The following is a 23,890-nucleotide window of genomic DNA, read 5'->3' on the forward strand; positions in this document are numbered from 1 at the left end:
GCCCTCGTCAGTCCTCGCCGAGGTACGCCTTGCGTACCGACTCGTCGTGGAGGAGGTCCGCCCCCGTCCCGGAGAGGACGATCTTCCCGATCTCCATGACGTGCGCGCGGTCGGCGAGGGAGAGCGCGGCCCGGGCGTTCTGCTCGACGAGCAGGATCGTGGTGCCGGAGGCCCTGAGCTCGGTGATCGTGGCCATGATCCGCTGCATCATGATGGGCGAGAGGCCCATGGAGGGCTCGTCCAGCATGAGGAGCTTGGGGCGGGACATGAGGGCCCGGCCCATGGCGAGCATCTGCTGTTCGCCGCCGGACAGGGTGCCGGCGGCCTGGCGGGCGCGTTCGCCGAGGATGGGGAAGAGGTCGTAGACGCGGCGTACGTCCTGCGCGATTCCGGTCGTGTCCTTGCGGAGGAACGCTCCGAGCTGGAGGTTCTCGGCGATGGTGAGGCGGGGGAAGATGTGCCGGCCTTCGGGGGAGTGGGCGAGGCCGAGGGCGACGACGCGGTGGGCGGGGACTCCGGTGAGCGGCCGGCCTTCGAAGCGGATGGTGCCGTCGAGGGGTTTGAGGAGGCCGGAGAGGGTGCGCAGGGTGGTGGTCTTGCCGGCGCCGTTGGTGCCGATGAGGGTGACGACCTGGCCGGCTTCGACGGTGAACGAGATGCCTTTGACGGCTTCGATCTTGCCGTAGGCGACGCGGAGGTTCTGGACTTCGAGGAGGGCGGTCATTGCTCGTCCCCTTCCTCCGTGCGGGCTTCGGCGGCGGCCACTTCGGCCGCTTCTTCCTGTCCCGGGGCGCCTTCGAAGGGGGTGCCGAGGTAGGCGGCGATGACGCGTTCGTCGGCTTGGACGGCTTCGGAGGTGCCTTCGGTGAGTTTTTCGCCTTGGACGAGGACGGCGACGCGGTCGCAGAGGTTGAAGATGAACCGCATGTCGTGCTCGATGACGAGGACGGCGGTGTCCTGGGCGCGGATGGCGCGGACGAGGGTCTCGGTGGCGCGGGTTTCCTGGGGGTTCATTCCGGCGGTGGGTTCGTCGAGGAGCAGGAGGCCGGGGTCGCTGGCGAGGGCGCGTGCGATTTCCAGCTTGCGTTGTTCGCCGTAGGGGAGGTTGCGGGCGAGGTGGTCGCGTTTGGCGGCGAGTCCGGTGAAGGCGAGGAGTTCCATGGCGCGGTTTTCGGAGGCTTGTTCGGCGCGGCGGAATCCGGGGCCTCGTAGGAGGGCGGAGAAGAGGCCTTCTTTGGTGCGGGTGTGGCGGCCGACGAGGACGTTTTCCAGGACGGTCATGTTGGCGAAGAGCCGGATGTTCTGGAAGGTGCGTGCGATGCCGGCTTTGGTGACGAGGTGGGGTTTGGGCGGGAGGGTGGTGCCTTTGTAGGCGACGGTGCCTTCGGTGGGGATGTAGAGGCCGGTGAGGCAGTTGAAGAAGGTGGTCTTTCCTGCGCCGTTGGGTCCGATGAGGCCGACGATTTCGTTGCGGTGGACGGTGAGGTGGACGTCGCGTACGGCGGTGAGGCCGCCGAAGCGCATGGTGACGCCGGTGGCGGTGAGGGCGGGTGTGTCGGCGGGGGCGGGGGCGGCGGTGGTGGTCATGGTGTGGACGCCTCCGCGTGCGTGAGGGTGCTGCTGCCGGTGGTGCCCTCGTGGAATTCGAGTTGTCGGCGGCGGTCGGGGATGAGTCCTTCGGGGCGGAAGCGCATGAGGAGGATGAGGGCGGCGCCGAAGGCGAGCAGTTGGTAGTCGTGGAGGAACTGGAGTTTGGCGGGGATGAGGTAGAGGAGGGCGGCGCCGAGGAGGGGGCCGCTGATGGTGCCCATGCCGCCGAGGATGACGGCGGCGAGGAGGAAGGCGGAGTTGGGTGGTACGGGGCCTGCGAAGACGTATTGCTCGGGGACGACGGTGTAGGCGACGTGGGCTTGGACGGTGCCGGCGAGTCCGGCGAGGGTGGCGCCGAGGGCGAAGGCGAGGAGTTTGAGGCGGAAGCCGTTGATGCCCATGGCGGTGGCGGCGGTTTCGTCCTCGCGGATGGCGATCCAGGCGCGTCCGATGCGGGAGTCGCCGGCGCGGCTGAAGACGAGGACGACGAGGACGGTGAAGAGGAGCATCAGGAGGTAGTAGTTGGCGAAGGGGTTGAGGGTGATGCCGCCCAGGGTGTGGGTTTCGCCGAAGTTGTAGCCGAAGAGGGCGAGGTCGGGGATGTTGGGGATGCCGTTGGGTCCGTTGGTGAGGGAGGGGCCGGATTCGCCGTTGAGGTTGCCGACGGTGATGCGGAAGATTTCTCCGAATCCGAGGGTGACGATGGCGAGGTAGTCGCCGCGCAGGCGCAGGGTGGGGGCGCCGATGACGACGCCGAAGACGAGTGAGGCGGCGGCTCCGGTGAGGACGGCGGCCCAGAAGGGGAAGCGGATGTCGAGGGTGGATGCGGTGGTGCCGGAGACGAGGGCGGCGGTGTAGGCGCCGACGCCGAGGAAGGCGACGTAGCCGAGGTCGAGGAGGCCGGCGAGGCCGACGACGACGTTGAGGCCGAGGGCGACGGTCGAGAAGATCAGGATGTTGACGGCGATGAGTGTGTACTGGTCGGTGTCCTGGGTGAGTGGGAAGAGGGCCGCGGCGACGAAGGCGGCGGTGACGGTGGGGGTGCGGTGCCTGGCGGTGAGGGCGGTGAGCCGCCCGATGAGCCCGGCCCGGGCGAGGGCTGCGGCGCCGAGGCCGGCCAGGAGCAGGAATCCGGTGAAGAGCTCTCCGTAGGCGGTGCCGATGCCGTAGGTGACGAGGCCCAGGGCGAGGCCGAAGGATGCGGCGATGATGAGGATCTCGGCCCAGGCGGGCAGGGGCCGGGCGGGTGGTGTTCGCCGGTCGGGGCGGCCGGGGCGGATGGTGCGCAGTACGGAGCGGAGGGCGGTTCCGGTGCGGGTGGTGCTGAGGCGGCTGGTGGGTGGGAAGGAGGTGGTGGTGCGTCGGTCGAGGGGGAGGGCGAGGGTGCCCAGGAGGGTGGTGAGGGTGGTGAGGGCGGCGGCGTATCCGCCGGGTTCGAGGTTGACGATGCCGCCGAGTTGTACGGCGATGGCGATGAGTGTGTACCAGGTGGTGGCGAGGGTGGCGGTGGCCAGGAGTGCGGTGGCGTTGTGGCTGCCGGCGGGGTTGAGCCAGCGGAGGCCTGGGAGGTTCCAGGTGGTGAGGGCGTAGAGGAGGGTGAGGAGGGCGCCGGTGAGGGTGAGGAGTTGGAGGCCGCCGGGGTAGCCGGTGACGGTGAGGTTGCCGGGGAAGGCGGTGGTCCAGGTCCAGGGGAGGAAGGTGGAGGCGGCGCTGAGGGCGGCTCCGGTGGCGGTGAGGGTGCGGGCGGTGCCGAGGGGGAGGGGGATGACGGGGGTGGTTTCGGTGGTGGGTGCTGCCGTCCCGTTCCCGTTCCCGTTCCTGTTCCCGGGTCCGTTGCTGTTCGCGTCGTCGCCTGCGGTCTTCTGTGGGTTCATCGCGTTCACGCCCGATCCGCGACACGTTCGCCGAGCAGGCCTTGGGGCCTGATGAGGAGGACGAGGATGAGGAGGGCGAAGGCCCATACGTCCTTCCAGCCGCCTCCGCCGAGTTGTTGCATTCCGGGGATGTGCTGGATGTAGGTGGAGGCGGCGGCTTCGGCTATGCCGAGGACGACTCCGCCGAGCATGGCTCCGTAGATGTTGCCGATGCCGCCGAGGACGGCGGCGGTGAAGGCTTTGAGGCCGAGGATGAAGCCCATTTCGAAGTTGATCTGTCCGGCGCGGAGGCCTGCGGCGACTGCGGCGACGGCGGCGAAGGCGCCGCCGATGGCGAAGGCCAGGACGATGATGCGGTCGGTGTTGATGCCCATGAGTTTTGCGGTGTCGGGGTCCTGGGCGGTGGCCTGCATGGCGCGGCCGGTGCGGCTTCTGGCGACGAAGAAGCCGAGGGCGAGCATGCACAGGGGTGCGGCGATGAGGACGAAGACGTCGTCGCGCTGGATGTGGAGGTTGCCGGCGAGTTCGAATGCGTCGCCTTGGAACTGGGGGAAGCCGCGGGATTTCTTGGCGTCGGGGTAGAAGGCCCAGACGAGTTGCTGGAGGGCGATGGACAGGCCGATGGCGGTGATGAGGGGGGCGAGCCTGGGGGCGTCGCGCAGTGGCCGGTAGGCGAAGCGTTCGGCTGCGGTGGCGACGGCGACGGAGGCGAGGGCGCCGCCGATGAGCATGAGGGGGAGGGCGGCGGAGAGGGGTGTGCCGGCGGGAAGCCACAGGTGGACGCTGAGGGCGCCGAAGCCCCCGATCATGACGATCTCGCCGTGGGCGAAGTTGATGAGCTGGACGATGCCGTAGACCATGGTGTACCCGATGGCGATGAGGCCGTAGAGGGCACCGAGGGCGAGACCGTTGACCAGCGTTTGCGGCAGTTGGTGCACCGCTGGGCCTCCGATGCGGGTGTCGGATGTGGGTCCGCGCGAGGGCGTGGGTTGCGTCCTCGCGCGGTGGGTGCGGTTTCCGCGGGGCCTGTTGCGGGCCCTTCGTTCTTTGCGGTCCTGCTCAGTCCTCTTCGGTCCTCTTCAGTCCCTGGGAGGGCTGTTCAGTCCTTGAAGGTGGCGCTCTTGAGGGACTGCCAGGTGTCGCCCTTGACCTGGTAGACGGTCAGTTGTTTGTTGGTGGTGTCCCCGTATTCGTCGAAGGAGACTTTTCCGGTCACGCCTTCGAAGGAGACCTTGCCCATGGCTTCGGTGACCTTGGCGCGGGCGTCGGCGGGGAGTTTTCCGTTGTTGTCGGCGACGACTTTCTTGACGGCTTGGACGATGGCCCAGGCGGCGTCGTAGGAGTAGCCGCCGTAGGCCGCGTAGGGGTCTTTGTAGGCGGCGTCCTTGTAGTTCTGGACGAAGGCCTTGGCGGAGTCGAGGCCTTCGACGGGGTAGCCGACGGAGGTGCCGAGGTCGCCGTCGTTGTTCTCGCTGGAGGCTTTGATGAAGGCGGGGTCGTAGACGCCGTCGCCGCCCATCAGGGGGATGCGGGCTCCGGTCTTCTTCACCTGGTCGGAGAGGAGGCCGCCTTCGGGGTACTGGCCGCCGTAGTAGACGATGTCCGCGCCGCTGGTCTTGACTTTGTTGGCGACGCTGGAGAAGTCGGTCTCCTTGACGGTGATGTGGTCGGTGCCGACGACTTCGCCGCCGAGGCGTTTGAATTCCTGGGCGAAGATGGAGGCGAGGCCGACGCCGTAGGTCTGTTTGTCGTCGACGACGAAGACTTTCTTCTTCTTGGCGTCCTTGTAGGCGTATTGCGCGGCGAAGCGGCCTTGGATGATGTCGGTGGTGGCGGTGCGGAAGTAGGTTTTGAAGGGGCGTTTCTTCTCTCCCTTGAGCCAGTTGTCGCCCTGGCTGAGCTCGGGGCTGGTGTTGGCGGGGGAGACCTGTGTGAGGTCGGCTCGGGCGAAGACGCCCTGCATGGACTGGGACACGCCGGAGTTGAGGGGGCCGACGACGCCGAGGACGGTCTTGTCGGCGACGAGTTTGGTGGCGTTCTGCTGGCCGGAGGCCGGAACGGCCTGGTCGTCCAGGGCTTCGGTCTTGAAGGTGATGCCCTGGACCTCTTTGTTCTTGTTGGCGGTGCGGGCGGCGAGGTCGACGGAGTTCTTGATGCCCTGGCCGAGGGCGGACAGGGAGCCGGTCAGCGGGGCGTCGACACCGATCACCACGGTGGTCTGCTTGCCGCTGCCCTCGTTGTCGTCGCTCTTGCCGCCGTCGCGTGAGCCGCAGGCGCTCAGGGCGAGTGTGCCGGCGGCGAGGGTGCTGGTGAGGATGAGCAGGGGACGGTGGCGCACGGTGTGTCCTTTCCCCGGCGGGGTGGTGACTGGCCGTGACTCTAAGGGGGTGCGGCTGCGGGGGGCAGAGGTGCTGGCCATGATGTGACTGTCTTGTTATGACGCAGATCACTTCTGGGGAGTTTTGTGTAGCAGCCGTGAGCGAATGATCTTCGCGGATGGGGATTTGTCCCCCGAGTGCGGAGCCAGAAAGTGCAGTTCCGCTAAGCAGTCGGGGGCGCGGGAAGGGATGGACGGGCCGCGAGGAGCGCGGTCCTGCCGACGGTGCTACGTTTCCCGTCCTACGTGACGATTACACACGGTCACGTGGGAGGCCGCCAGTTCTCCGAGCTGCGGGTGGCCCCGCCCGCGGCCTCGCAGCGCTGCCGCGCCTGGCGGCGGGCCAGTTCGAGGGCCGCGGCGGTCCCGTGTCTGCGCTGTTCGCCGCGGGCCGCCTGCACGATGTCGTCGTAGAGGGCGAACTGCTCGTTGGACAGGCCTTTCTGCTCCCAGTCGAGCCCGGCCCACTTGCTGCCGATGAGGTCCTGCTCGGCCCAGTAGGAGATGAGCTTGGTGCACAGCTGCACGGGGGAGTCGGGTGTGGGGGAGCGCGGGGCCGGGCCGGCCGCGGAGTCCCCGCAGCCGGCCAGGAGCGCGGCCGTCAGAAGCAGCGATGCGCCGGCCGGCCGGCGGCGCGAAGGTGCCCGCATGCGGGCACGGTAGAGCGCCCCGGCGGGCGCGGGAAGGTGCTGCGGGACGCGGAGGCGGTTGTCAGGACCGCTCCGGCGTCGGTCAGGCCGCTTCGGCGTCGCGCAGGACGCAGGTCAGACGCGCGGAGCACACGCGCTTGTCGTTCTCGTCGGTCACGACGATCTCGTAGGTGGCGGTGGTGCGCCCGCGGTGGACGGGGGTGGCGACGCCGGTCACCATTCCGGAGCGGACGCCCCGGTGGTGGGTGCAGTTGAGGTCGACGCCGACGGCGATCCGGGAGGGACCGCCGTGCAGCATGGCGCCGATGGAGCCGAGGGTCTCGGCGAGCACGGCGGAGGCGCCGCCGTGCAGCAGGCCGTACGGCTGGGTGTTGCCCTCGACGGGCATGGTGCCGACCACGCGCTCCGGGGAGGCCTCGACGACCCGTACGCTCATGCGCTCGCCGAGGTGCCCGGCGGAGAAGAGGGCGGGCAGGTCGAGCCCGCTGCCGGACCACTGGTCCAGGACCTCCTGCGGAAACGTGGTCTTGCCGTGCTCGCCCATGCGTCGTGCTCCGATCACCCTCGGCCGTTGTGGTGTGAACGTTTTTTCAGTTCAACGGCCTTGCCGTCAACCGGTCCGGTCGTCCTTCCGCCCGGTCCGTGCCGCCTGCTCCGCCTTTTCGATCCTGATGACCAGGGACTTGCTGGCGGGGGTGTTGCTGATGTCGGCGGTGTGGTCGAGCGGGACCAGGACGTTGGTCTCCGGGTAGTAGGCGGCGGCGCAGCCGCGGGCGGTCGGGTAGTGGACGACGCGGAAGCCGGCGGCGCGGCGTTCGGTGCCGTCGGTCCACTCGCTGACGAGGTCGGCGTAGGAGCCGTCGGCGAGGTCGAGCTCGCGGGCGTCCTCGGGGCTGACGAGGACGACGCGCCGGCCGTTCTTGATGCCGCGGTAGCGGTCGTCGAGGCCGTAGATCGTGGTGTTGTACTGGTCGTGCGAGCGGAGCGTCTGCAGCAGCAGGCGGCCTTCCGGGAGGCGGGGGTACTCGACCGGGGCGGCGGTGAAGTTGGCCTTGCCGGTGGCGGTGGGGAAGCGGCGCTCGTCGCGGGGCGCGTGGGGCAGGGTGAAGCCGCCGGGGTGGGCGACGCGGGCGTTGAAGTCCTCGAAGCCGGGGACGACGCGCGCGATGCGGTCGCGGATCGTGGCGTAGTCCCGTTCGAAGGCCTCCCACGGGGTGGCGGAGGCCGCGCCGAGCACGCGCCGGGCCAGGCGGCAGACGATGGCGGGCTCGGACAGGAGGTGGGGGCTCGCGGGCTTCAGGCCGCCGCGGGAGGCGTGGACCATGCCCATCGAGTCCTCGACGGTGACGAACTGTTCGCCGCCGGCCTGCCGGTCGCGTTCGGTGCGGCCGAGGGTGGGCAGGATGAGGGCGCGGGCGCCCGTGACGACGTGGGAGCGGTTGAGCTTGGTCGACACGTGCACGGTGAGGCGGGCGCGGCGCACGGCGGCTTCGGTGACGTCGGTGTCGGGGGTGGCGGAGACGAAGTTGCCGCCCATGGCGAAGAAGACCTTGGCCTGTCCGTCGCGGAGCGCACGGATGGCGCGGACGACGTCAAGGCCGTGCTCGCGCGGCGGGGTGAAGCCGAATTCCTTTTCCAGGGCGTCGAGGAATGCCGGTGCGGGGCGCTCGAAGATGCCCATGGTGCGGTCGCCCTGGACGTTGCTGTGGCCGCGGACGGGGCAGACGCCGGCGCCGGGGCGGCCGATGTCCCCGCGCAGCAGCAGGAGGTTGACGACCTCCTTGATGGTGGGCACGGCGTGCTTGTGCTGGGTGAGGCCCATGGCCCAGCAGACGATGGTGCGCTTCGAGGCCAGGACCATGCCGAGCGCCTGCTCGATCTCCGCCCGGCTCAGGCCGGTGGCCCGCAGGGTCTCGTCCCAGTCGGCGGCGAGTGCGGCGTCGCGGAAGTCCTCGAAGCCGTGGGTGTGTTCGCGGACGAACTCCGTGTCGACGGCGCCCTCGGTCTCCAGGACGAGCTTGTTGAGGATGCGGAAGAGCGCCTGGTCGCCGCCGAGGCGGATCTGCAGGAACAGGTCGGTCAGGGCGGTGCCGCCGCCTGCGAGGCCGCGGGCGTTCTGCGGGTTCTTGAAGCGTTCCAGGCCCGCTTCGGGGAGCGGGTTGACCGTGATGATCTTCGTCCCGCCGCGCTTGGCCTTCTCCAGGGCGCTGAGCATGCGGGGGTGGTTGGTGCCCGGGTTCTGCCCGGCGACGATGATCAGGTCGGCTTTGTAGAGGTCCTCCAGGAGGACGCTGCCCTTGCCGATGCCGATGGTCTCCGACAGCGCCGAGCCGGAGGACTCGTGGCACATGTTGGAGCAGTCGGGCAGGTTGTTGGTGCCGAATTCGCGGGCGAAGAGCTGGTAGAGGAAGGCGGCTTCGTTGCTGGTGCGGCCGGAGGTGTAGAAGACGGCCTCGTCGGGGGAGCCGAGGGCCGCCAGCTCCTCGCCGATGATGTCGAAGGCGCGCTCCCAGCTGACCGGCTCGTAGGCGTCGGACCCCTCGGCCAGGTACATGGGGGTGGTCAGGCGGCCCTGCTGGCCGAGCCAGTAGCCGCTGCGCCCGGCGAGGTCGGGGACCGGGTGCCGGGCGAAGAAGTCGGGGGTGACGCGGCGCAGCGTGGCCTCTTCGGCGACGGCCTTGGCGCCGTTCTCGCAGAATTCGGCGGCGTGGCGCTTGTCCGGCTCGGGCCAGGCGCAGCCGGGGCAGTCGAAGCCGTCCTTCTGGTTGACCTTGAGCAGGGTGAGGGCGGTGCGGCGCGCGCCCATCTGCTGGTGGGCCATGCGCAGGGAGTGGGCGACGGCGGGCAGCCCGGCGGCGGCGTGTTGCGGGGCCGTGACGTCCGGTGCGTCCTGGACGGGATCGCCGGTGGGTGGCCTGCCTGCCATGTCGCTCCCCCTTGAGCGGTCGGTGGTGCGCTGTCGCGTACGGGTCTCCCGTACGGATCTCCACGTCGGATCTCTGCGTACGGCTCCGATCCTGTCACGGGGCGGCGGGGGGCGCCGGGGCGAGGTCGCCGTGGCCGGGATTGTCAGTGGGCCGTGGCAGGATCGGGGGCGTGGCAGCAAAGGCAGTGAAGACGAACGAACCGACCGGCACCGAGGCAGCGGAGGGAGGTCGCCCCCGCCTGCTCCTGATGGACGGGCACTCGATGGCGTACCGGGCGTTCTTCGCGCTGCCCGCGGAGAATTTCACGACGGCCGCCGGTCAGACGACGAATGCGGTGTACGGCTTCGCGTCCATGCTGGCGAACACCCTCCGTGACGAGCAGCCCACGCACTTCGCCGTGGCGTTCGACGTGTCGCGCAAGACGTGGCGCTCCGAGGAGTTCCCGGAGTACAAGGCGACGCGCTCCAAGACGCCGGACGACTTCAAGGGCCAGGTGGAGCTGATCGGCGACATGCTGGACGCGATGAGCGTGCCGCGGTTCGCGGTCGACGGCTTCGAGGCCGACGACGTGATCGCCACGCTTGCCACGCAGGCGGAGGCCGAGGGTTTCCACGTCTCGATCGTCACCGGCGACCGCGATTCCTTCCAGCTCGTCTCCGACGACGTCACGGTGCTGTATCCGACGAAGGGCGTCTCGGAGCTCACCCGCTTCACTCCGGAGAAGGTGCAGGAGAAGTACGGCCTGACCCCCTCGCAGTACCCGGACTTCGCGGCCCTGCGCGGCGACCCGTCGGACAACCTGCCGGGCATCCCGGGCGTGGGCGAGAAGACCGCCGCGAAGTGGATCAACCAGTTCGGTTCCTTCGCCGATCTCGTGGAGCGCGTCGAGGAGGTCAAGGGCAAGGCCGGGCAGAACCTCCGCGATCACCTGGAGGCCGTCAAGCTCAACCGCCGCCTGACGGAGATGGTGCGTGACGTCGAGCTGCCCGTGCGCCCGGAGGGGCTGCGCCGCGCGGCGTACGACCGCAAGGCGCTGATCGCGTTCCTGGAGGGTCTGGAGATCCGCAACCAGGGCCTGCGGGACCGGCTGCTGGCCGCCGACCCGGGTGCGGAGGCCGCGGAGGAGATCGTCCCCGAGGCCGGTGCGGAGGTGGACGGCTCGGTGCTGGGCGCCGGCGAGCTCGCGCCGTGGCTGGCCGGGCACGGCTCGGTTCCGCTCGGTGTGGCCGTGGTCGACTCGTGGTCGCTGGGCAGTGGCCGGGTCGCGGAGATCGCGCTGGCGACGGGTGAGGGCCCGGCCGCCTGGTTCGATCCCGCCGAGCTGGACGAGGCCGACGAGCGGGCGTTCGCCGCGTGGAGCGCGGATGCGGGTGCGCCGAAGGTCATGCACGACGCCAAGTCCGCGATGCGGGTCTTCGCCGAGCACGGCTGGACCGTCGAGGGCGTCAGCATGGACACGGCGCTGGCCGCGTATCTCGTGAAGCCCGGGCGTCGCTCCTTCGCGCTGGACGCGCTGTCCGTGGAGTACCTGGGCCGCGAGCTGGCCACGGCCGCCGCGGGCGACGGTCAGCTGGCCTTCGGCGCGGACGAGCAGGCCGAGGCCGATGCGCTGATGGGCCGGGCCCGTACGGTCCTGGACCTGGGCGCGGCGTTCACCACGCGCCTGGAGGAGGTCGGCGCGGCGGAGCTGATGCGCGACGTGGAGCTGCCGACGAGCGCGCTGCTGGCCCGTATGGAGCGGGCGGGCATCGCCGCCGACCGCGGCTGGCTGGAGCGCATGGAGCAGCAGTTCGCGGCCGCGGTGCAGCAGGCCGTGCAGGAGGCGCACGCCGCGGCGGGCCGCGAGTTCAACCTGGGCTCCCCGAAGCAGCTGCAGGAGGTGCTCTTCGGCGAGCTGGGCCTGCCCAGGACCAAGAAGACCAAGACCGGGTACACCACGGACGCCGACGCCCTGGCCTGGCTCGCGGCGCAGACGGAGAACGAGCTCCCGGTGATCATGCTGCGGCACCGTGAGCAGTCGAAGCTGCGCTCCACGGTCGAGGGGCTGATCAAGGCGATCGCGCCCGGCGGCCGTATCCACACCACCTTCAACCAGACGGTGGCGGCCACGGGCCGGCTCTCCTCCACCGACCCCAATCTGCAGAACATCCCGGTGCGGACGGACGAGGGCCGGGCCATTCGCCGCGGTTTCGTCGTCGGCGAGGGCTTCGAGTCCCTGATGACGGCCGACTACAGCCAGATCGAGCTGCGCGTGATGGCCCACCTGTCGGAGGACGAGGGCCTGATCGAGGCGTTCAACTCCGGCGAGGACCTGCACACCACCGTCGCCTCCCAGGTCTTCGGCGTGGCCAAGTCCGAGGTCGACCCGGAGATGCGCCGGAAGATCAAGGCGATGTCGTACGGCCTCGCGTACGGGCTGTCGGCCTTCGGCCTGTCCCAGCAGCTGAACATCGCCCCGGGCGAGGCCGGCAAGCTGATGGACACCTTCTTCGAGCGTTTCGGCGGCGTGCGGGACTACCTCCAGCGGGTCGTCGTCGAGGCCCGCGCCACGGGCTACACCGAGACGATGCTCGGCCGCCGCCGCTACCTCCCGGACCTCAACAGCGACAACCGCCAGCGCCGCGAGATGGCCGAGCGGATGGCGCTGAACGCCCCGATCCAGGGCACGGCCGCCGACATCGTCAAGATCGCGATGCTGCGGGTGGGCGAGGCGCTGGAGGCGGAGGAGCTCTCGTCCCGGATGCTCCTGCAGGTCCACGACGAAATCGTGCTGGAGATCGCGCCGGGCGAGCGGGAGGCCGTCGAGGCGCTGGTCCGCCGCGAGATGGCGGGGGCGGTGTCGCTGAGCGCTCCGCTGGACGTGTCGGTCGGCGTGGGCCGGGACTGGGAGTCCGCCGCGCACTGAGTGCGTCCGCGTGTGTGCGTACGGCCCTTCTCCTTTCACGGGAGAGGGGCCGTACGCGTGGTTCTCATCTGCCGCGTGCGTTGCTACCGTGCCCACTCCTGACGCCTCGTCAGGTCCGGGTGATCCCGCCGGGAGGCTTCGCATGCGCGCACTGGCCGCCGCGGCCGTCGGACTGGCCGCCGCCCTCGCCCTGGTCCTCGCCGTCACCGGGATCGGCCCGCCCGAGGGGACGACCTCCCCCGGGCCCCTGCTCACCTCCGCACCCGCGCACCCCTGACGGGCCGGCCGCGCCGTGCGCCGCAGAGCGAGCCTCGTCCTTCTCGCGGTGGCCGTGTTCCTCGCGGCCCTCGCCCCGCTGCTGCGCTGGTACGCCTTCCCCCGCCTGGCCAAGGTCCCGGCGGGCAGCTACCAGACCGCCGTCCTGGAGGCGAAGGACGCGACCCTCCTCGACTACGCCCGTATGGAGCCGCGGACCGTCCCCAAGGTGACCCTCGTCCAGACCCTCAAGGGCAACGCCGAAGAGGCCCGCAAGGTCCGCCGCGAGACCGGCCGCGACGTCGTCGTCTGGGACACCCTCACCCACATGGCCGGGCCCGACGGCGCGATGATCTCCCAGATACCCGAGCGCTACGTCTTCGACGCCCACAGCCAGCAGCCCGTGCACGCCGGCGGCGAGCACGTCGACGACACCCCCGTACGGCGCGACGGCATCGCGTACAAGTGGCCCTTCCTCGCGGAGAAGCGCGACTACCGCTACTTCGACATGCAGACCCGCACCTCCGCACCCATCCACTACCGGGGCACCCGCTCCTTCCACGGCCTCGACGTCTACTACTTCGAGCAGACCGTCCCCTGGACCCGCGTCCCCCTGCCCCGGCGGATGCCCCTCGGTGTGACGCCCGAGACCGTCCGGCAGCTGGGGCTGGAGCGCTGGTACACCACCCGGCGCATGTTCTGGGTCGACCCCGTCACCGGCGCCCCCGTCAACGGCGAGGAGATCCACCGCGAGGAGCTGCGCTGGACCGGGCACCCGGAGAAGAAGCCGATCACGGCCTTCGCCGGGCACGTGAAGATGCGCGCCGACTACATCGACTCCACCGTCGCCCTCGTGACCTCCCAGCGGCGGCTCGTGCTCCTGCTGACCTCGTGGCTGCCGTGGGGGAGCGCGGTCCTGGGCGGCGCCCTGCTGACCCTCGCCCTGTTCCTGGAGGCCCGCGCCCGCCCTCGTCGTGCATTTACCGGACAAAAGGAACACGATGGAGGGAAAACCGAGCGGCAGGCCCCGGGGAAAAGGGCCGCATGGAGCAGAGGAGGCTCGCCGTGAAGGAGAAGACGACGAAGGAGAAGACCGAGGACGGATCCACCGCGTCCCGGCCCAGGCGGCTGTACACCGGGGGCGAACGGCCGTTCGACCCCGAGGACCTCGTCATGGCGTCCGGCCGGGACGTGACACCGAAGCGGGTGGAGCGGGCGAAGCGGCTCATCGAGGAGAAGGGCCCGGCGGCGGTCGAGCGCTACCTCCCCTGAGACGCCGTCGCCCTCCGGGCCGCTCCCGGAGGGCGACACCGGGGCCCGCCGTCCCGGCGGAGGAGAAAGGTGCGCGGGGCCTTCTTCCACCGGGACGGCGGGCCGCGGTGCTGTCGGCGGCGCCGACCGCCCACTGCCGGTGGCGAGCCGACTGCCAGGCGCCGGGTGTCCCGGCCGGGCCAGGCACCTCTTTCGGCCCGGCCGAATTCTTCCGCCGCAGCGGCGGGTAACCGGATACGGGCTGTCCGGCGGTGCCGACGGGCCTCTTCCGGCAGGGGCGAGTGCGCAGGTGCCGGGTGTCCCGGCCGGGCCAGGCACCCGTTTCGGCCCCGCCGAAATCTTCCGCCGCGACGGCGAGCAACCGGATACGGGCTGTCCGGCGGTGCCTCGCCGGGCCCGGCCGGTGAAGTCTGGGGCGTGGGGCGCCGTGGCCGAGCCGTGCCGGACCGCGGCGTATCCCGTACCCCCTAGTGACCCCCCGTCGCCCGCCGCGTAGGCGGCGCCGTCGTCGGGTCCTCCGGCCAGGGGTGGCGGGGGTAGCGGCCGCGGAGTTCGGCGCGTACCGAGCGGTAGCCGTCGCGCCAGAACGACGCCAGGTCCGCCGTGACGGCCGCAGGCCGCCCCGCGGGGGACAGTAGGTGGACGAGCAGCGGGACCCGGCCGCCCGCGAGCCGCGGCGTCTCCTGCCAGCCGAACAGTTCCTGCAGCTTCACGGCCAGCACCGGCTGCCCGCCGCCGTAGTCCACGCGGATCCGCGAACCGCTGGGCACCTGGATCCGCTCGGGCGCCAGCTCGTCCAGGCGTGCCGCGTCCCCGGACGCCCATGGCAGGAGCCGCTGCAGCGCCTTGCCGCCGTCCGCCCGTTCCAGGTCCGACCGCCGGCGGGCGCGGGCCAGCTCCCAGCCGAGCCAGTCGTCCAGGCGCTCCAGCAGAGCGGCGTCGGACACGTCGGGCCACGGCTCGCCCAGCTCCCCGTGCAGGAACGCCAGCCGCTGCCGCAGCCCCGCCGCCTCGGCCGTCCAGCGCAGCAGGCCCGGGCCCTCCCGCCGCAGCCCCTCCTCCAGCGCGGCCCGCAGGAGCTCCGGTCCGGGCTCCGGCAGCGGACGGGACGCCAGCTCGACGGCGCCGAGCCGCTCGACGCGCCGCGCCACCACGTCCCGCCGCTCCTCCGACCAGCGGACCTCCTCGCCCTCCGCGTGCAGGGCCCCGGCGGCGGCCCGCGCAGTGTCCTCGTCGATCACCGCACCGAGCAGCACCCGCGCCGAGGCCGCCGTGACCGGCCGGTCGGCGACGGCGATCGCGAGCCAGGGCGCGCTGCGCAGCCGGGACCCGTCGCCGAGCTGAGCCCCCGTGCCGGACACCATGAGGTACGAGCCCTCGCCGCGCAGCCTGGCCACCCGCTCGGGGTAGGCGAGCGCGGTGACGAGCCCGGCCACGGCGTCGTCCGACAGCGCACAGGGACCGGGCGACCCGGCCGAGCCGGTCGCGCCTTCCTCCGCCACCCCCTTCAGCGCTCCTTCGAGCCTGCGTGCCTCCGCGCGCCACCGCGCCCCGTACGCGTCGCCGCCGCGCCGCGCCGTACGCCAGGCGGCCGCCAGGTCGTCGCCGTACTCCCGGGGCGGTTCCTCGCTCAGGAGGGCCACCACCTCGGCCGCGCGGCGCGCACCGGCCTCCCGGGCCCCGTCGAGGAGGGCGCGCGCGAGGCGGGGGTGGACGCCGAGGCGGGCCATGCGCCGGCCCCGGTCCGTGGGCCGGCCGTCGGCCGAGACGGCGCCCGTGGCCGTCAGGACCTCGCGGGCGGCGGCCATCGCCCCGGACGGCGGCGGGTCGAGCAGGGCGAGCCCGGACGCGTCGGGATCGCCCCAGCACGCCGCCTGCAGGGCGAAGGCCGTCAGGTCGGCCACCGTGATCTCCGCCGCCGGAAACGCCGGCAGCCGTACGTCGTCGGCCTCCGACCAGCAGCGGTACACCGTCCCCGGCGCCTCGCGCCCCGCACGCCCGGCGCGCTGCCTGGCCGAGGCCCGCGAGGCCCGTACGGTCGTGAGCGCGCTCAGCCCGCGCGCGTGGTCGGTACGGGGCTCCCGGGCCAGGCCCGCGTCCACCACGACCCGCACCCCGGGGACCGTCAGGCTGGACTCGGCCACGGACGTCGCGAGGACGACCCGCCGGCCCCCGCTCGCCCCGGCCAGCACCGCGTCCTGCACCGCGGCCGGGGCCCGCCCGTGCACCTGCAGCACCTCGGCCCCCAGCGCCTCCCGGCCGCCCAGCCGGCCCGCCACGCGCGCGATCTCCCCGACGCCGGGCAGGAAGCACAGGACGTCGCCCTCCCGCTCCCGCAGCGCCCGCCGCACGACCCCGGCGACGTGCTCCAGCAGGGCGGGGTCCACCCGCATCCCGTGCGGCGGCCGCACCGGCCGCTCCGGCGGCGTCCACACCGCCTCCACCGGGTGCGAGACGTCCTCGGCCGTGATCACGGGCGCGTCGCCGAGCAGCCGGGCCCAGCCCTCGGCGTCCGTCGTCGCGGACGCCGCCACCAGGCGCAGCTCGGGGCGGAGCGCGGCCCGTACGTCCAGGAGGAAGGCGGCGGCGGTGTCCGCGTCGAGGTGGCGTTCGTGGCACTCGTCCAGCACGACCGTGCTCACGCCCGCGAGCTCGGGGTCGCGCTGGAGCCGCTGCAGCAGCACGCCGGTGGTGACGACCTCGACCACGGTGCGGGGCCCGGCCCGCCGCTCCCCGCGCACGGTGAAGCCGACCTGCTCGCCCACGCTCTCGCCCAGCAGCCACGCCATGCGGCGGGCGGCGGCCCGCGCGGCGATCCGGCGCGGCTCGGCGACCACGACGCGCCGGCGCGGGCCGCCCCCGGTGAGCCCGGCGAGGACCAGCGGCACGAGGGTGGTCTTGCCGGTGCCGGGGGGCGCGCACAGCACGGCCGCGCCGTGCGCGTCGAGCGCGCGCGTCAGGGCGGGGAGGGCGGAGCGGACGGGCAGCCGGTCGAGGGCGTCGCTGTGGATCACACGCCCAGTCTCGCCCAGGGGCCCGCGGGCCCCCGAACGGTCCTGCTAGTCCCGCTCGCAGACGAAGATCGCCGTGCCGGGGATGAGGTTCCCGCGCAGCGGGGACCAGCCGCCCCACTCCTGCTGGTTCCAGGCGGGCCACTCGGGCTCGACGAGGCCGGTCAGCCGGAAGCCGGCGGTGACGACGTCCTGCACGCGGTCGCCGAGCGTGCGGTGGTGCTCCACGTAGACGGCGCGGCCCTGGTCGTCCTGCTCCACGTAAGGGGTGCGGTCGAAGTAGGAGGCCGCGACGGAGAGGCCCTCGGGGCCCGGCTCGTCGGGGAACGCCCAGCGGATGGGGTGGGTGACGGAGAAGACCCAGCGGCCGCCGGGCCGCAGCACGCGCCGGACCTCGCGCATCACCTGCACCGGGTCCGCGACGAAGGGGACGGCCCCGTAGGCCGAGCACGCCAGGTCGAAGGAGCCGTCGGCGAAGGGCAGGGCGCACGCGTCGGCCTCGACCAGCGGAACGTCACCGCCGATGCGCAGGGCGTGCTGGAGCTGGCGGTGGGAGAGGTCCAGGGCCACCGGGCGGGCGCCCTGCGCGGCGAGCCAGCGCGAGCACTGGGCCGCGCCGGCGCCGATCTCCAGCACGTCGAGCCCCTTGAGGCCGCTCGCCGGGCCCAGCAGGGCGGCCTCGGCCTCGTCCAGCCCCTCGGGGCCCCAGACGAAGCGGTCGTCGCCGAGGAAGGCGCCGTGCTCGGTCTGGTACTCGTCGGCGTTGCGGTCCCACCAGCCGCGGCTCGCCCGGCTGCTCTCGGCGCCGCCCGTGGTCCGCCGGACCGCTTCCGGCTCGTGCTCTTCGATCATCGGCGGCGTGCCCCCCGCGGTAGTGTGCGCGAGGCCCTCGTGGCCTCGCAAAACATAAGTTGTGCCCGGTATGGGGAGATTCGTCCCGGGTGTGCGCCTTCGCGCATTGACCGTGCCCGGCTGCCCCCGTATGCTACAAGTTGCGCTGCGGGCCTGCGCGCCTCAGACGGAGCAGGCCGCGCTCGCACTTGTTGTATGTCCCCTCGGTTGCCGAGGCGTGAGCGGTGATCTTCGGATCCCAGAGCCTGCGCCTCCAAGGCTGTCCGGCTTCGGCAGTGCGATACGGGCTCTCGGCGTAGCAGTACCTACGACTCAATGTCCGTACCGGAGCCCTTTCCCACATGACGAGCAGCACCGAGACCACCGCCACCACCCCGCAGGTTGCGGTCAACGACATCGGTAACGAGGAAGCCTTCCTCGCCGCGATCGACGAGACGATCAAGTACTTCAACGACGGCGACATCGTCGACGGCGTCATCGTGAAGGTCGACCGGGACGAGGTCCTGCTCGACATCGGTTACAAGACCGAGGGTGTGATCCCCTCCCGCGAGCTCTCGATCAAGCACGACGTCGACCCGAACGAGGTCGTCAAGGTCGGCGACGAGATCGAGGCCCTGGTTCTCCAGAAGGAGGACAAGGAAGGCCGCCTGATCCTCTCGAAGAAGCGCGCCCAGTACGAGCGCGCCTGGGGCACCATCGAGAAGATCAAGGAAGAGGACGGGATCGTCACCGGTACCGTCATCGAGGTCGTCAAGGGTGGTCTCATCCTCGACATCGGCCTCCGTGGCTTCCTCCCGGCCTCCCTGGTCGAGATGCGCCGCGTCCGCGACCTCCAGCCCTACGTGGGCAAGGAGCTCGAGGCCAAGATCATCGAGCTGGACAAGAACCGCAACAACGTGGTCCTGTCCCGCCGTGCCTGGCTGGAGCAGACCCAGAGCGAGGTCCGCCAGACCTTCCTCACCACCCTCCAGAAGGGTCAGGTGCGCTCCGGCGTCGTCTCCTCCATCGTCAACTTCGGTGCCTTCGTGGACCTGGGCGGCGTCGACGGTCTCGTCCACGTCTCCGAGCTGTCCTGGAAGCACATCGACCACCCGTCCGAGGTTGTCGAGGTCGGCCAGGAAGTCACCGTCGAGGTCCTCGACGTCGACATGGACCGCGAGCGCGTCTCCCTGTCGCTCAAGGCCACCCAGGAAGACCCGTGGCAGCAGTTCGCCCGGACCCACCAGATCGGTCAGGTCGTCCCGGGTAAGGTCACCAAGCTCGTTCCCTTCGGTGCGTTCGTGCGCGTCGACGAGGGCATCGAGGGCCTGGTCCACATCTCCGAGCTGGCCGAGCGCCACGTGGAGATCCCGGAGCAGGTCGTCCAGGTCAACGACGAGATCTTCGTCAAGGTCATCGACATCGACCTCGAGCGCCGTCGCATCAGCCTCTCGCTGAAGCAGGCCAACGAGTCCTTCGGTGCCGACCCGTCCGTGGTCGAGTTCGACCCGACCCTGTACGGCATGGCCGCGTCCTACGACGACCAGGGCAACTACATCTACCCCGAGGGCTTCGACCCCGAGGCCAACGACTGGCTGCCGGGTTACGAGAAGCAGCGCGAGGAGTGGGAGCGCCAGTACGCCGAGGCGCAGCAGCGCTTCGAGCAGCACCAGGCGCAGGTCATCAAGTCCCGCGAGGCGGACGCCGAGGCTGCGGCCGAGGGCGCCCAGGCTGCCCCGCAGGCCGGTGGCGCCCAGGTCTCCGGCGGCTCGTACTCCTCGGAGTCGGCCGACAACTCCGGCGCCCTGGCGTCGGACGAGGCGCTCGCCGCCCTCCGCGAGAAGCTCGCCGGCGGCCAGAGCTGAGGCTCTGCACCACGGCAGCTGACAGCTGACTGAGTAAGGCCCGTTCCCCTTGGGGAGCGGGCCTTACTCGTGTTCTGCTGACAGCCGTTCGTTTCCGCCGGGCGCCCCTTCCGTGATGTGAGATGCGCCGGCGTGATCCGGAAGGCGGGAATGGCGGGGCCCTCCAGGCGCGTTCCCCCGTACGGAACATGAGGAGGAGCGGTCACTGTGTTGGATCCGCAGGGTTTGTACGAATGGGAGCCCAAGGGGCTCGCCGTGGCCGACCTGGCCTTGGCCCAGGACACGGCCGGCCTGGTCATGCTCTATCACTTCGACGGCTACATCGACGCGGGGGAGACCGGCGAGCAGATCGTCTCGCGACTCCTGGACACCCTGCCCCACCAGGTCGTGGCCCGCTTCGACCACGACCGGCTCATCGACTACCGCGCCCGCCGCCCGCTGCTGACCTTCCAGCGGAACCGCTGGAGCGCCTACGAGACCCCGGCGATCGAGCTGCGCATCGTGCAGGACGCGACGGGCGCCCCCTTCCTGCTGCTGTCCGGCCCCGAGCCGGACGTCGAGTGGGAGCGGTTCGCCGCCGCCGTGCGGCAGCTGGTCGAGCGCCTCGGCGTGCGGCTGTCCGTCAACTTCCACGGCATCCCCATGGGCGTGCCGCACACCCGCCCCGTGGGCATGACCCCGCACGGCAACCGCACCGACCTGATGCCCGGTCACCGCAGCTTCTTCGACGAGGCGCAGGTGCCGGGGAGCGCCGAGGCCCTCGTCGAGTACCGCCTCGCGGAGGCCGGTCACGACGTGCTCGGCGTCGCCGCCCACGTCCCGCACTACATCGCCCGCTCCGCCTACCCGGACGCGGCCCTCACCGCCCTCGAAGCGGTCACGGCCGCCACGGGCCTGGTGCTGCCCAACGCCGCCCACGCCCTGCGGTCCGAGGCGCTGCGCACCCAGGAGGAGATCGAGCGTCAGATCGCCGAGGGGGACGAGGAGCTCGTCTCCCTGGTGCGCGGCCTCGAGCACCAGTACGACGCCGTGTCCGGTGCCGAGACCCGCGGCAACCTGGTCGCCGAGCCGGTCGAGCTGCCCTCCGCCGACGAACTGGGCGCCGAATTCGAGCGCTTCCTCGCCGACAGGGAGGGCGACAGCGGTCACTGACCGCACGCCCGCTACCGTGGGGCCCATGCTGAGAGTGGGCCTCACGGGCGGAATCGGTGCCGGCAAGAGCGAGGTGTCGCGGCTGCTGGCTTCGTACGGAGCGGTGATCGTCGATTCCGACAGGATCGCCCGCGAAGTGGTCGAGCCGGGAACGCCCGGACTGGCCGCGGTCGTCGCCGAGTTCGGCGAGGCGGTCCTCACGCCCGAGGGCGCGCTCGACCGCCCCCGGCTGGGCGCCGTCGTCTTCGCCGACCCGGACCGGCTGGCCGCCCTCAACGCCATCGTGCACCCCCTCGTCCGGGCCCGCTCCGCCGAACTGGAGGCGGCCGCCGCCCCGGACGCGGTCGTCGTCCACGACGTCCCCCTCCTCGCCGAGAACGGCCTGGCCCCCCTCTACGACCTGGTCCTCGTGGTCGACGCAGGTACCGGAACCCGCCTGGACCGCCTGGTCCGCCTCCGCGGCATGACCCCGGACGAGGCCCGCGCCCGCATGGCGGCCCAGGCCACCCGCGAGGACCGGCTCGCGGTGGCCGACTTCGTCATCGACAACGACGGCCCGATCGAGGCGCTCCGGCGCCAGGTCGAGAAGGTCTGGGACGAGCTGCGCGAGCGCAGCGCCCGGCGTTAGTCATATCGGGTGAGGGCCCGCCGGCCCGGTGCGCGGGCGGCGGACAGGCGGGGCAAGGGCGCGGGGCCTGCGACCGGTGTCCCGTGCCGGCTTCGCCCGCCGTCGACGCCGTTGCCGCGTGCATAAGGTTTCCGCGATTCCGCTCGCCGAGCCGTTTCGAGGAGACCTTGCGTGGCCGTGCCCGAGTTAGCCGCGACGAGCCCGTTCTGCCCGCTGCCCGCACCACGGCCCCTGCCGCGACTGTTCGGTGTCGGCGTCGTCGTGTTGTCGTTGACCTGCATGGGGGTGATGGTCCGGCAGGCCGAGAAGGCCGCCGGGCTCGTGGCCGGCAAGGGCACGCTGACGGTGGAGAGATGCGAGCAACGCCGCGAGGGCGGCCAAGGGAGAGGCGCCTCGCGTTCGCACACCCTGTGCTTCGGCTCCTTCCGCGCCGACAGCGGCCGGGTCGTGCGCGACGGCTCCGCTCTCCGGGGCTGGTACGTGACGGGCGAGAAGGTGCGCGTCTACCGCGAGGGCCACGGCTACCACCCGGTCGGCCTGCGGTACTTCTGGGGCGGACTGGCCTTCTTCTTCGCCGGGCTGGCGGGGGTCGCCGTCGGAGTGATGACCGCGGTGGTCGGGTACCGCGTGAGGACCGTCGGGGAGAGCAGGGCCGCTTGGGCGATGCTGCGCCGGACCTCCGTGGCGCCCTACGTCACGTGGCTGTTCCGTGCCGCCGGAGCCGGAACAGCCGTGTGCGTCCTGCTGCTCCTCGTCTCGCCGTAGGAGGGGAAAGACATGGTCCTGAGGGTCGACCCCGGACAGCTCGAGGCGTTCGCGCGGCAGGTCGGCAGGGGCGCCGAGGACATGCGGGCGGTCCTGGCGTACGTCCGGCGGCACACTGCCCTGCCTCCGGGAGCGGGCGGGCTGTTCGAGGAGGCGTGCCGGCGGCACGGCTCCCTGCGCAGCGACGTCCTGAGCGCCGTGCAGCGCGTGGCCGAACTCCTGCAGAGCTCCTCGGAGGAACTCGCCACGGCGGCTTCCTATTACCGCCGTACCGACCGTGGTGCCGCCGCCCAGTTCGATGCGGCGGCCCGGGGACGGGGCGGGGAACGGTGACGCACTTCGCCGATGTGACGGATCCGGCGGCGTACCTCGTCCCGCCCGGGGAACCGGAGGACTTCCTCGATCCGATGAAGCCGCTCAACGAAGTGGCGGAATTCCTCAGCGCGTCCGGCTGGCTGTTCAAACTGGCGGAGCTGTACCTGCCGAAGGATCCCGTGAAGTGGGCCAAGGAGAGCTTCGCCGGTGACTGGAAGGCCTATGCCAGGTGTGTCTCGGCATGGCAGGAGACGGGGCGGGCCTGCGACGGCGTCGCGCGCAACCTCCGGTCCGGGAGCGCGCGCATCGACGCGACCTGGGACGGCAACGCCGCCGAGGCGGCCGCGCACTACTTCTCCGATCTCGCCGGAAATCTCGCGGACTTCCGCACCGCCCTCGACGCGATGGGCGTGGAATACCTCGGCATCGCCCAGTCGGTCTCCTCTGCCGGGGAAGCCGTCGGCGACTGCCTCGGGGCGATCGTGGACGCGCTGATCACCCTGGCTCTCGCGGCTGCGGTCGAAGCGGCCAGCGGCGGAACCGCCGCAGTCGCGGCCGCCGCGCTGGGCACCGAGGAACTGCTGACCATCCTGAGGGAGTGGGAGCGCATGGTCCGGTTCGTCGCCGCGGCCCAGGCGGCGATGCACGCCGGCCACGGCACGCTGGTCCGTCTCGGCACCGAGGCCCTGGCCGGGCTCAACGCCTTGCCGCTGCCCGGCGCGAGCTACGACCACCCCGCGGTCTGAGAGGAGAGGAGGACGACGTGACCGAACAGCACGTGGGATTCGAGGAGTTCGTGACGCCGGGGCGCAGCGCCGACCGGGCGCGGGCCCTCCACGGGGTGCTGCAGCGGCTCGCCGCCGGAAGCGCCGGGGGCGCGCTCCAGGAGATGGCCCGCGAGGTCCTCACGGGCCGCATCGGCCTGAGGGACGCCGTGCGGGTCGGGACGTACGCCGAGGCCCTGGGCGAGGGGACGCGGGCCCTGTGCGCGGCATGGCGGGCCCTGCCGGAAGAGGAACGCGCGCGGTACGCGGACGAGGCCCGGCGCACGCTCGGCGCGCCCAGGGGCGACGGGACCGTGCCCCCGTACCTGTGCTGACCGCGGCCTCCCCACGGGCCGGGTGGCCGGGCTGGGGGCCTACGGGCCGCGCCGGCCCTCCCCGGGGTCGCGGCGCTCGCTGACGGGCCGGTACGGCGGGACGTCCCGGCCCGGCTGGTAGTGCGGGCCCTGCCGGATGTGCCGGATCACCAGCGACAGGTCGACGGCGGTGACGGCGGTCAGGACGCCGCAGGCGACGGCCCAGCCGGGGTGGCCGGTGATCGCGAAGAGCACGGTGCCCGCGACGGCCCAGGCCAGGCCCCAGGCGGCCAGCCCGCAGCGCAGCCGCAGGGGGCTGCGGGCCGTGGCGGGTTCGTTGCCGGTGCGCATGGCGGTGCCTCCACCTCCAGCATCCACCCGGAAGGCGCCTTCGG

22 protein-coding genes are annotated in these 23,890 nt (G+C 71.8%); 11 read left to right on the top strand and 11 right to left on the bottom strand.

Translation table 11 applies throughout. From position 1 onward, the window contains the following. Positions 1-7 precede the first annotated feature (7 nt). From AS857_RS21375 to AS857_RS21410, 8 genes are all read right to left on the bottom strand, one after another. Complete coding sequence (locus AS857_RS21375; RefSeq protein WP_058044894.1) at positions 8-724, bottom strand: ABC transporter ATP-binding protein; 717 nt, start codon at positions 722-724, stop codon at positions 8-10. Next, positions 721-1,587: an ABC transporter ATP-binding protein gene (locus AS857_RS21380; RefSeq protein ID WP_058044895.1), complete on the bottom strand. Its 867-nt coding sequence runs from the start codon at positions 1,585-1,587 to the stop codon at positions 721-723. The genes AS857_RS21375 and AS857_RS21380 overlap by 4 nt, the downstream gene beginning before the upstream one ends. Continuing rightward, positions 1,584-3,464: a branched-chain amino acid ABC transporter permease gene (locus AS857_RS21385; protein WP_245700642.1), complete on the bottom strand. Its 1,881-nt coding sequence runs from the start codon at positions 3,462-3,464 to the stop codon at positions 1,584-1,586. The genes AS857_RS21380 and AS857_RS21385 overlap by 4 nt, the downstream gene beginning before the upstream one ends. Positions 3,465-3,469: 5 nt before the next feature. Next, positions 3,470-4,402 (bottom strand): branched-chain amino acid ABC transporter permease, encoded by a 933-nt coding sequence (locus AS857_RS21390; protein WP_058044896.1) that lies wholly within the window; start codon positions 4,400-4,402, stop codon positions 3,470-3,472. A 161-nt stretch (positions 4,403-4,563) separates the two neighbouring features. Beyond that, on the bottom strand, positions 4,564-5,802 hold the full coding sequence (locus tag AS857_RS21395) for a branched-chain amino acid ABC transporter substrate-binding protein (RefSeq protein WP_058044897.1): 1,239 nt from the start codon (positions 5,800-5,802) through the stop codon (positions 4,564-4,566). Between the two features lie 302 nt (positions 5,803-6,104). Next, positions 6,105-6,491, bottom strand: a complete 387-nt coding sequence (locus tag AS857_RS21400) for a hypothetical protein (protein ID WP_058044898.1) — start codon at positions 6,489-6,491, stop codon at positions 6,105-6,107. Positions 6,492-6,573: 82 nt separating this feature from the next. Further along, positions 6,574-7,035 (bottom strand): PaaI family thioesterase, encoded by a 462-nt coding sequence (locus tag AS857_RS21405; RefSeq protein WP_058044899.1) that lies wholly within the window; start codon positions 7,033-7,035, stop codon positions 6,574-6,576. Between the two features lie 66 nt (positions 7,036-7,101). Further along, entirely contained in the window at positions 7,102-9,417 is a 2,316-nt protein-coding gene (locus AS857_RS21410) for an FdhF/YdeP family oxidoreductase (protein WP_058044900.1), read from the bottom strand. 170 nt (positions 9,418-9,587) lie between these two features. Between AS857_RS21410 and polA the strand changes: the two genes are divergently transcribed. The 4 genes from polA (at position 9,588) to AS857_RS21425 (ending at position 13,850) form a co-directional block, all read left to right on the top strand. Continuing rightward, positions 9,588-12,323, top strand: coding sequence for a DNA polymerase I (gene polA / locus AS857_RS21415; protein WP_058044901.1), 2,736 nt, complete (start codon positions 9,588-9,590; stop codon positions 12,321-12,323). A gap of 142 nt (positions 12,324-12,465) precedes the next feature. Beyond that, positions 12,466-12,600 (top strand): SPW_0924 family protein, encoded by a 135-nt coding sequence (locus AS857_RS39110; protein WP_107105640.1) that lies wholly within the window; start codon positions 12,466-12,468, stop codon positions 12,598-12,600. Between the two features lie 15 nt (positions 12,601-12,615). After that, on the top strand, positions 12,616-13,647 hold the full coding sequence (gene pgfA, locus AS857_RS21420) for a cell envelope lipid trafficking protein PgfA (RefSeq protein ID WP_079110548.1): 1,032 nt from the start codon (positions 12,616-12,618) through the stop codon (positions 13,645-13,647). After that, complete coding sequence (locus AS857_RS21425; protein ID WP_058044902.1) at positions 13,644-13,850, top strand: hypothetical protein; 207 nt, start codon at positions 13,644-13,646, stop codon at positions 13,848-13,850. Before pgfA ends, AS857_RS21425 begins: the two co-directional genes overlap by 4 nt. 467 nt (positions 13,851-14,317) lie before the next feature. Here AS857_RS21425 and hrpB read toward each other — a convergent pair whose 3' ends face one another. Then, entirely contained in the window at positions 14,318-16,864 is a 2,547-nt protein-coding gene (hrpB, locus tag AS857_RS21430; protein ID WP_058044903.1) for an ATP-dependent helicase HrpB, read from the bottom strand. A gap of 45 nt (positions 16,865-16,909) precedes the next feature. Further along, positions 16,910-17,713 (bottom strand): class I SAM-dependent methyltransferase, encoded by an 804-nt coding sequence (locus AS857_RS21435; protein ID WP_058044904.1) that lies wholly within the window; start codon positions 17,711-17,713, stop codon positions 16,910-16,912. 341 nt (positions 17,714-18,054) lie between these two features. Between AS857_RS21435 and rpsA the strand changes: the two genes are divergently transcribed. From rpsA to AS857_RS21470, 7 genes are all read left to right on the top strand, one after another. Then, positions 18,055-19,557, top strand: a complete 1,503-nt coding sequence (gene rpsA / locus AS857_RS21440; protein ID WP_058044905.1) for a 30S ribosomal protein S1 — start codon at positions 18,055-18,057, stop codon at positions 19,555-19,557. Between the two features lie 207 nt (positions 19,558-19,764). After that, positions 19,765-20,709 carry a PAC2 family protein gene (locus AS857_RS21445; RefSeq protein WP_058044906.1) on the top strand — a complete coding sequence of 315 codons (945 nt, stop codon included), beginning with the start codon at positions 19,765-19,767 and terminating at the stop codon, positions 20,707-20,709. A 25-nt stretch (positions 20,710-20,734) separates the two neighbouring features. Further along, positions 20,735-21,337: a dephospho-CoA kinase gene (gene coaE / locus AS857_RS21450; protein ID WP_058044907.1), complete on the top strand. Its 603-nt coding sequence runs from the start codon at positions 20,735-20,737 to the stop codon at positions 21,335-21,337. Positions 21,338-21,508: 171 nt separating this feature from the next. Next, positions 21,509-22,102: a hypothetical protein gene (locus tag AS857_RS21455; RefSeq protein WP_144440886.1), complete on the top strand. Its 594-nt coding sequence runs from the start codon at positions 21,509-21,511 to the stop codon at positions 22,100-22,102. A 12-nt stretch (positions 22,103-22,114) separates the two neighbouring features. After that, positions 22,115-22,435, top strand: a complete 321-nt coding sequence (locus AS857_RS21460) for a WXG100 family type VII secretion target (protein ID WP_058044909.1) — start codon at positions 22,115-22,117, stop codon at positions 22,433-22,435. Next, complete coding sequence (locus AS857_RS21465) at positions 22,432-23,163, top strand: WXG100 family type VII secretion target (protein WP_058044910.1); 732 nt, start codon at positions 22,432-22,434, stop codon at positions 23,161-23,163. Before AS857_RS21460 ends, AS857_RS21465 begins: the two co-directional genes overlap by 4 nt. Positions 23,164-23,180: 17 nt before the next feature. Further along, positions 23,181-23,516, top strand: a complete 336-nt coding sequence (locus tag AS857_RS21470) for an HMG-box domain-containing protein (RefSeq protein WP_058044911.1) — start codon at positions 23,181-23,183, stop codon at positions 23,514-23,516. Between the two features lie 39 nt (positions 23,517-23,555). On the opposite strand, the gene AS857_RS21475 is transcribed toward AS857_RS21470, so the two are convergent. Beyond that, the gene (locus tag AS857_RS21475; RefSeq protein WP_058044912.1) at positions 23,556-23,846 is read right to left on the bottom strand and encodes a DUF6343 family protein; all 291 of its coding nucleotides are present in this window, start codon (positions 23,844-23,846) and stop codon (positions 23,556-23,558) included. Positions 23,847-23,890 lie beyond the last annotated feature (44 nt).

The organism is Streptomyces roseifaciens (genome assembly GCF_001445655.1).
Classification (GTDB): domain Bacteria; phylum Actinomycetota; class Actinomycetes; order Streptomycetales; family Streptomycetaceae; genus Streptomyces; species Streptomyces aureoversilis.

Coding starts and splice junctions, on each gene's coding strand:
- AS857_RS21375 (WP_058044894.1), bottom strand. CDS start 724: ATGACCGCCCTCCTCGAAGTCCAGAACCTCCGCGTCGCCTACGGCAAG.
- AS857_RS21380 (WP_058044895.1), bottom strand. CDS start 1,587: ATGACCACCACCGCCGCCCCCGCCCCCGCCGACACACCCGCCCTCACC.
- AS857_RS21385 (WP_245700642.1), bottom strand. CDS start 3,464: ATGAACCCACAGAAGACCGCAGGCGACGACGCGAACAGCAACGGACCC.
- AS857_RS21400 (WP_058044898.1), bottom strand. CDS start 6,491: ATGCGGGCACCTTCGCGCCGCCGGCCGGCCGGCGCATCGCTGCTTCTG.
- AS857_RS21405 (WP_058044899.1), bottom strand. CDS start 7,035: ATGGGCGAGCACGGCAAGACCACGTTTCCGCAGGAGGTCCTGGACCAG.
- AS857_RS21410 (WP_058044900.1), bottom strand. CDS start 9,417: ATGGCAGGCAGGCCACCCACCGGCGATCCCGTCCAGGACGCACCGGAC.
- AS857_RS39110 (WP_107105640.1), top strand. CDS start 12,466: ATGCGCGCACTGGCCGCCGCGGCCGTCGGACTGGCCGCCGCCCTCGCC.
- AS857_RS21435 (WP_058044904.1), bottom strand. CDS start 17,713: ATGATCGAAGAGCACGAGCCGGAAGCGGTCCGGCGGACCACGGGCGGC.
- rpsA (WP_058044905.1), top strand. CDS start 18,055: ATGACGAGCAGCACCGAGACCACCGCCACCACCCCGCAGGTTGCGGTC.
- coaE (WP_058044907.1), top strand. CDS start 20,735: ATGCTGAGAGTGGGCCTCACGGGCGGAATCGGTGCCGGCAAGAGCGAG.
- AS857_RS21460 (WP_058044909.1), top strand. CDS start 22,115: ATGGTCCTGAGGGTCGACCCCGGACAGCTCGAGGCGTTCGCGCGGCAG.
- AS857_RS21475 (WP_058044912.1), bottom strand. CDS start 23,846: ATGCGCACCGGCAACGAACCCGCCACGGCCCGCAGCCCCCTGCGGCTG.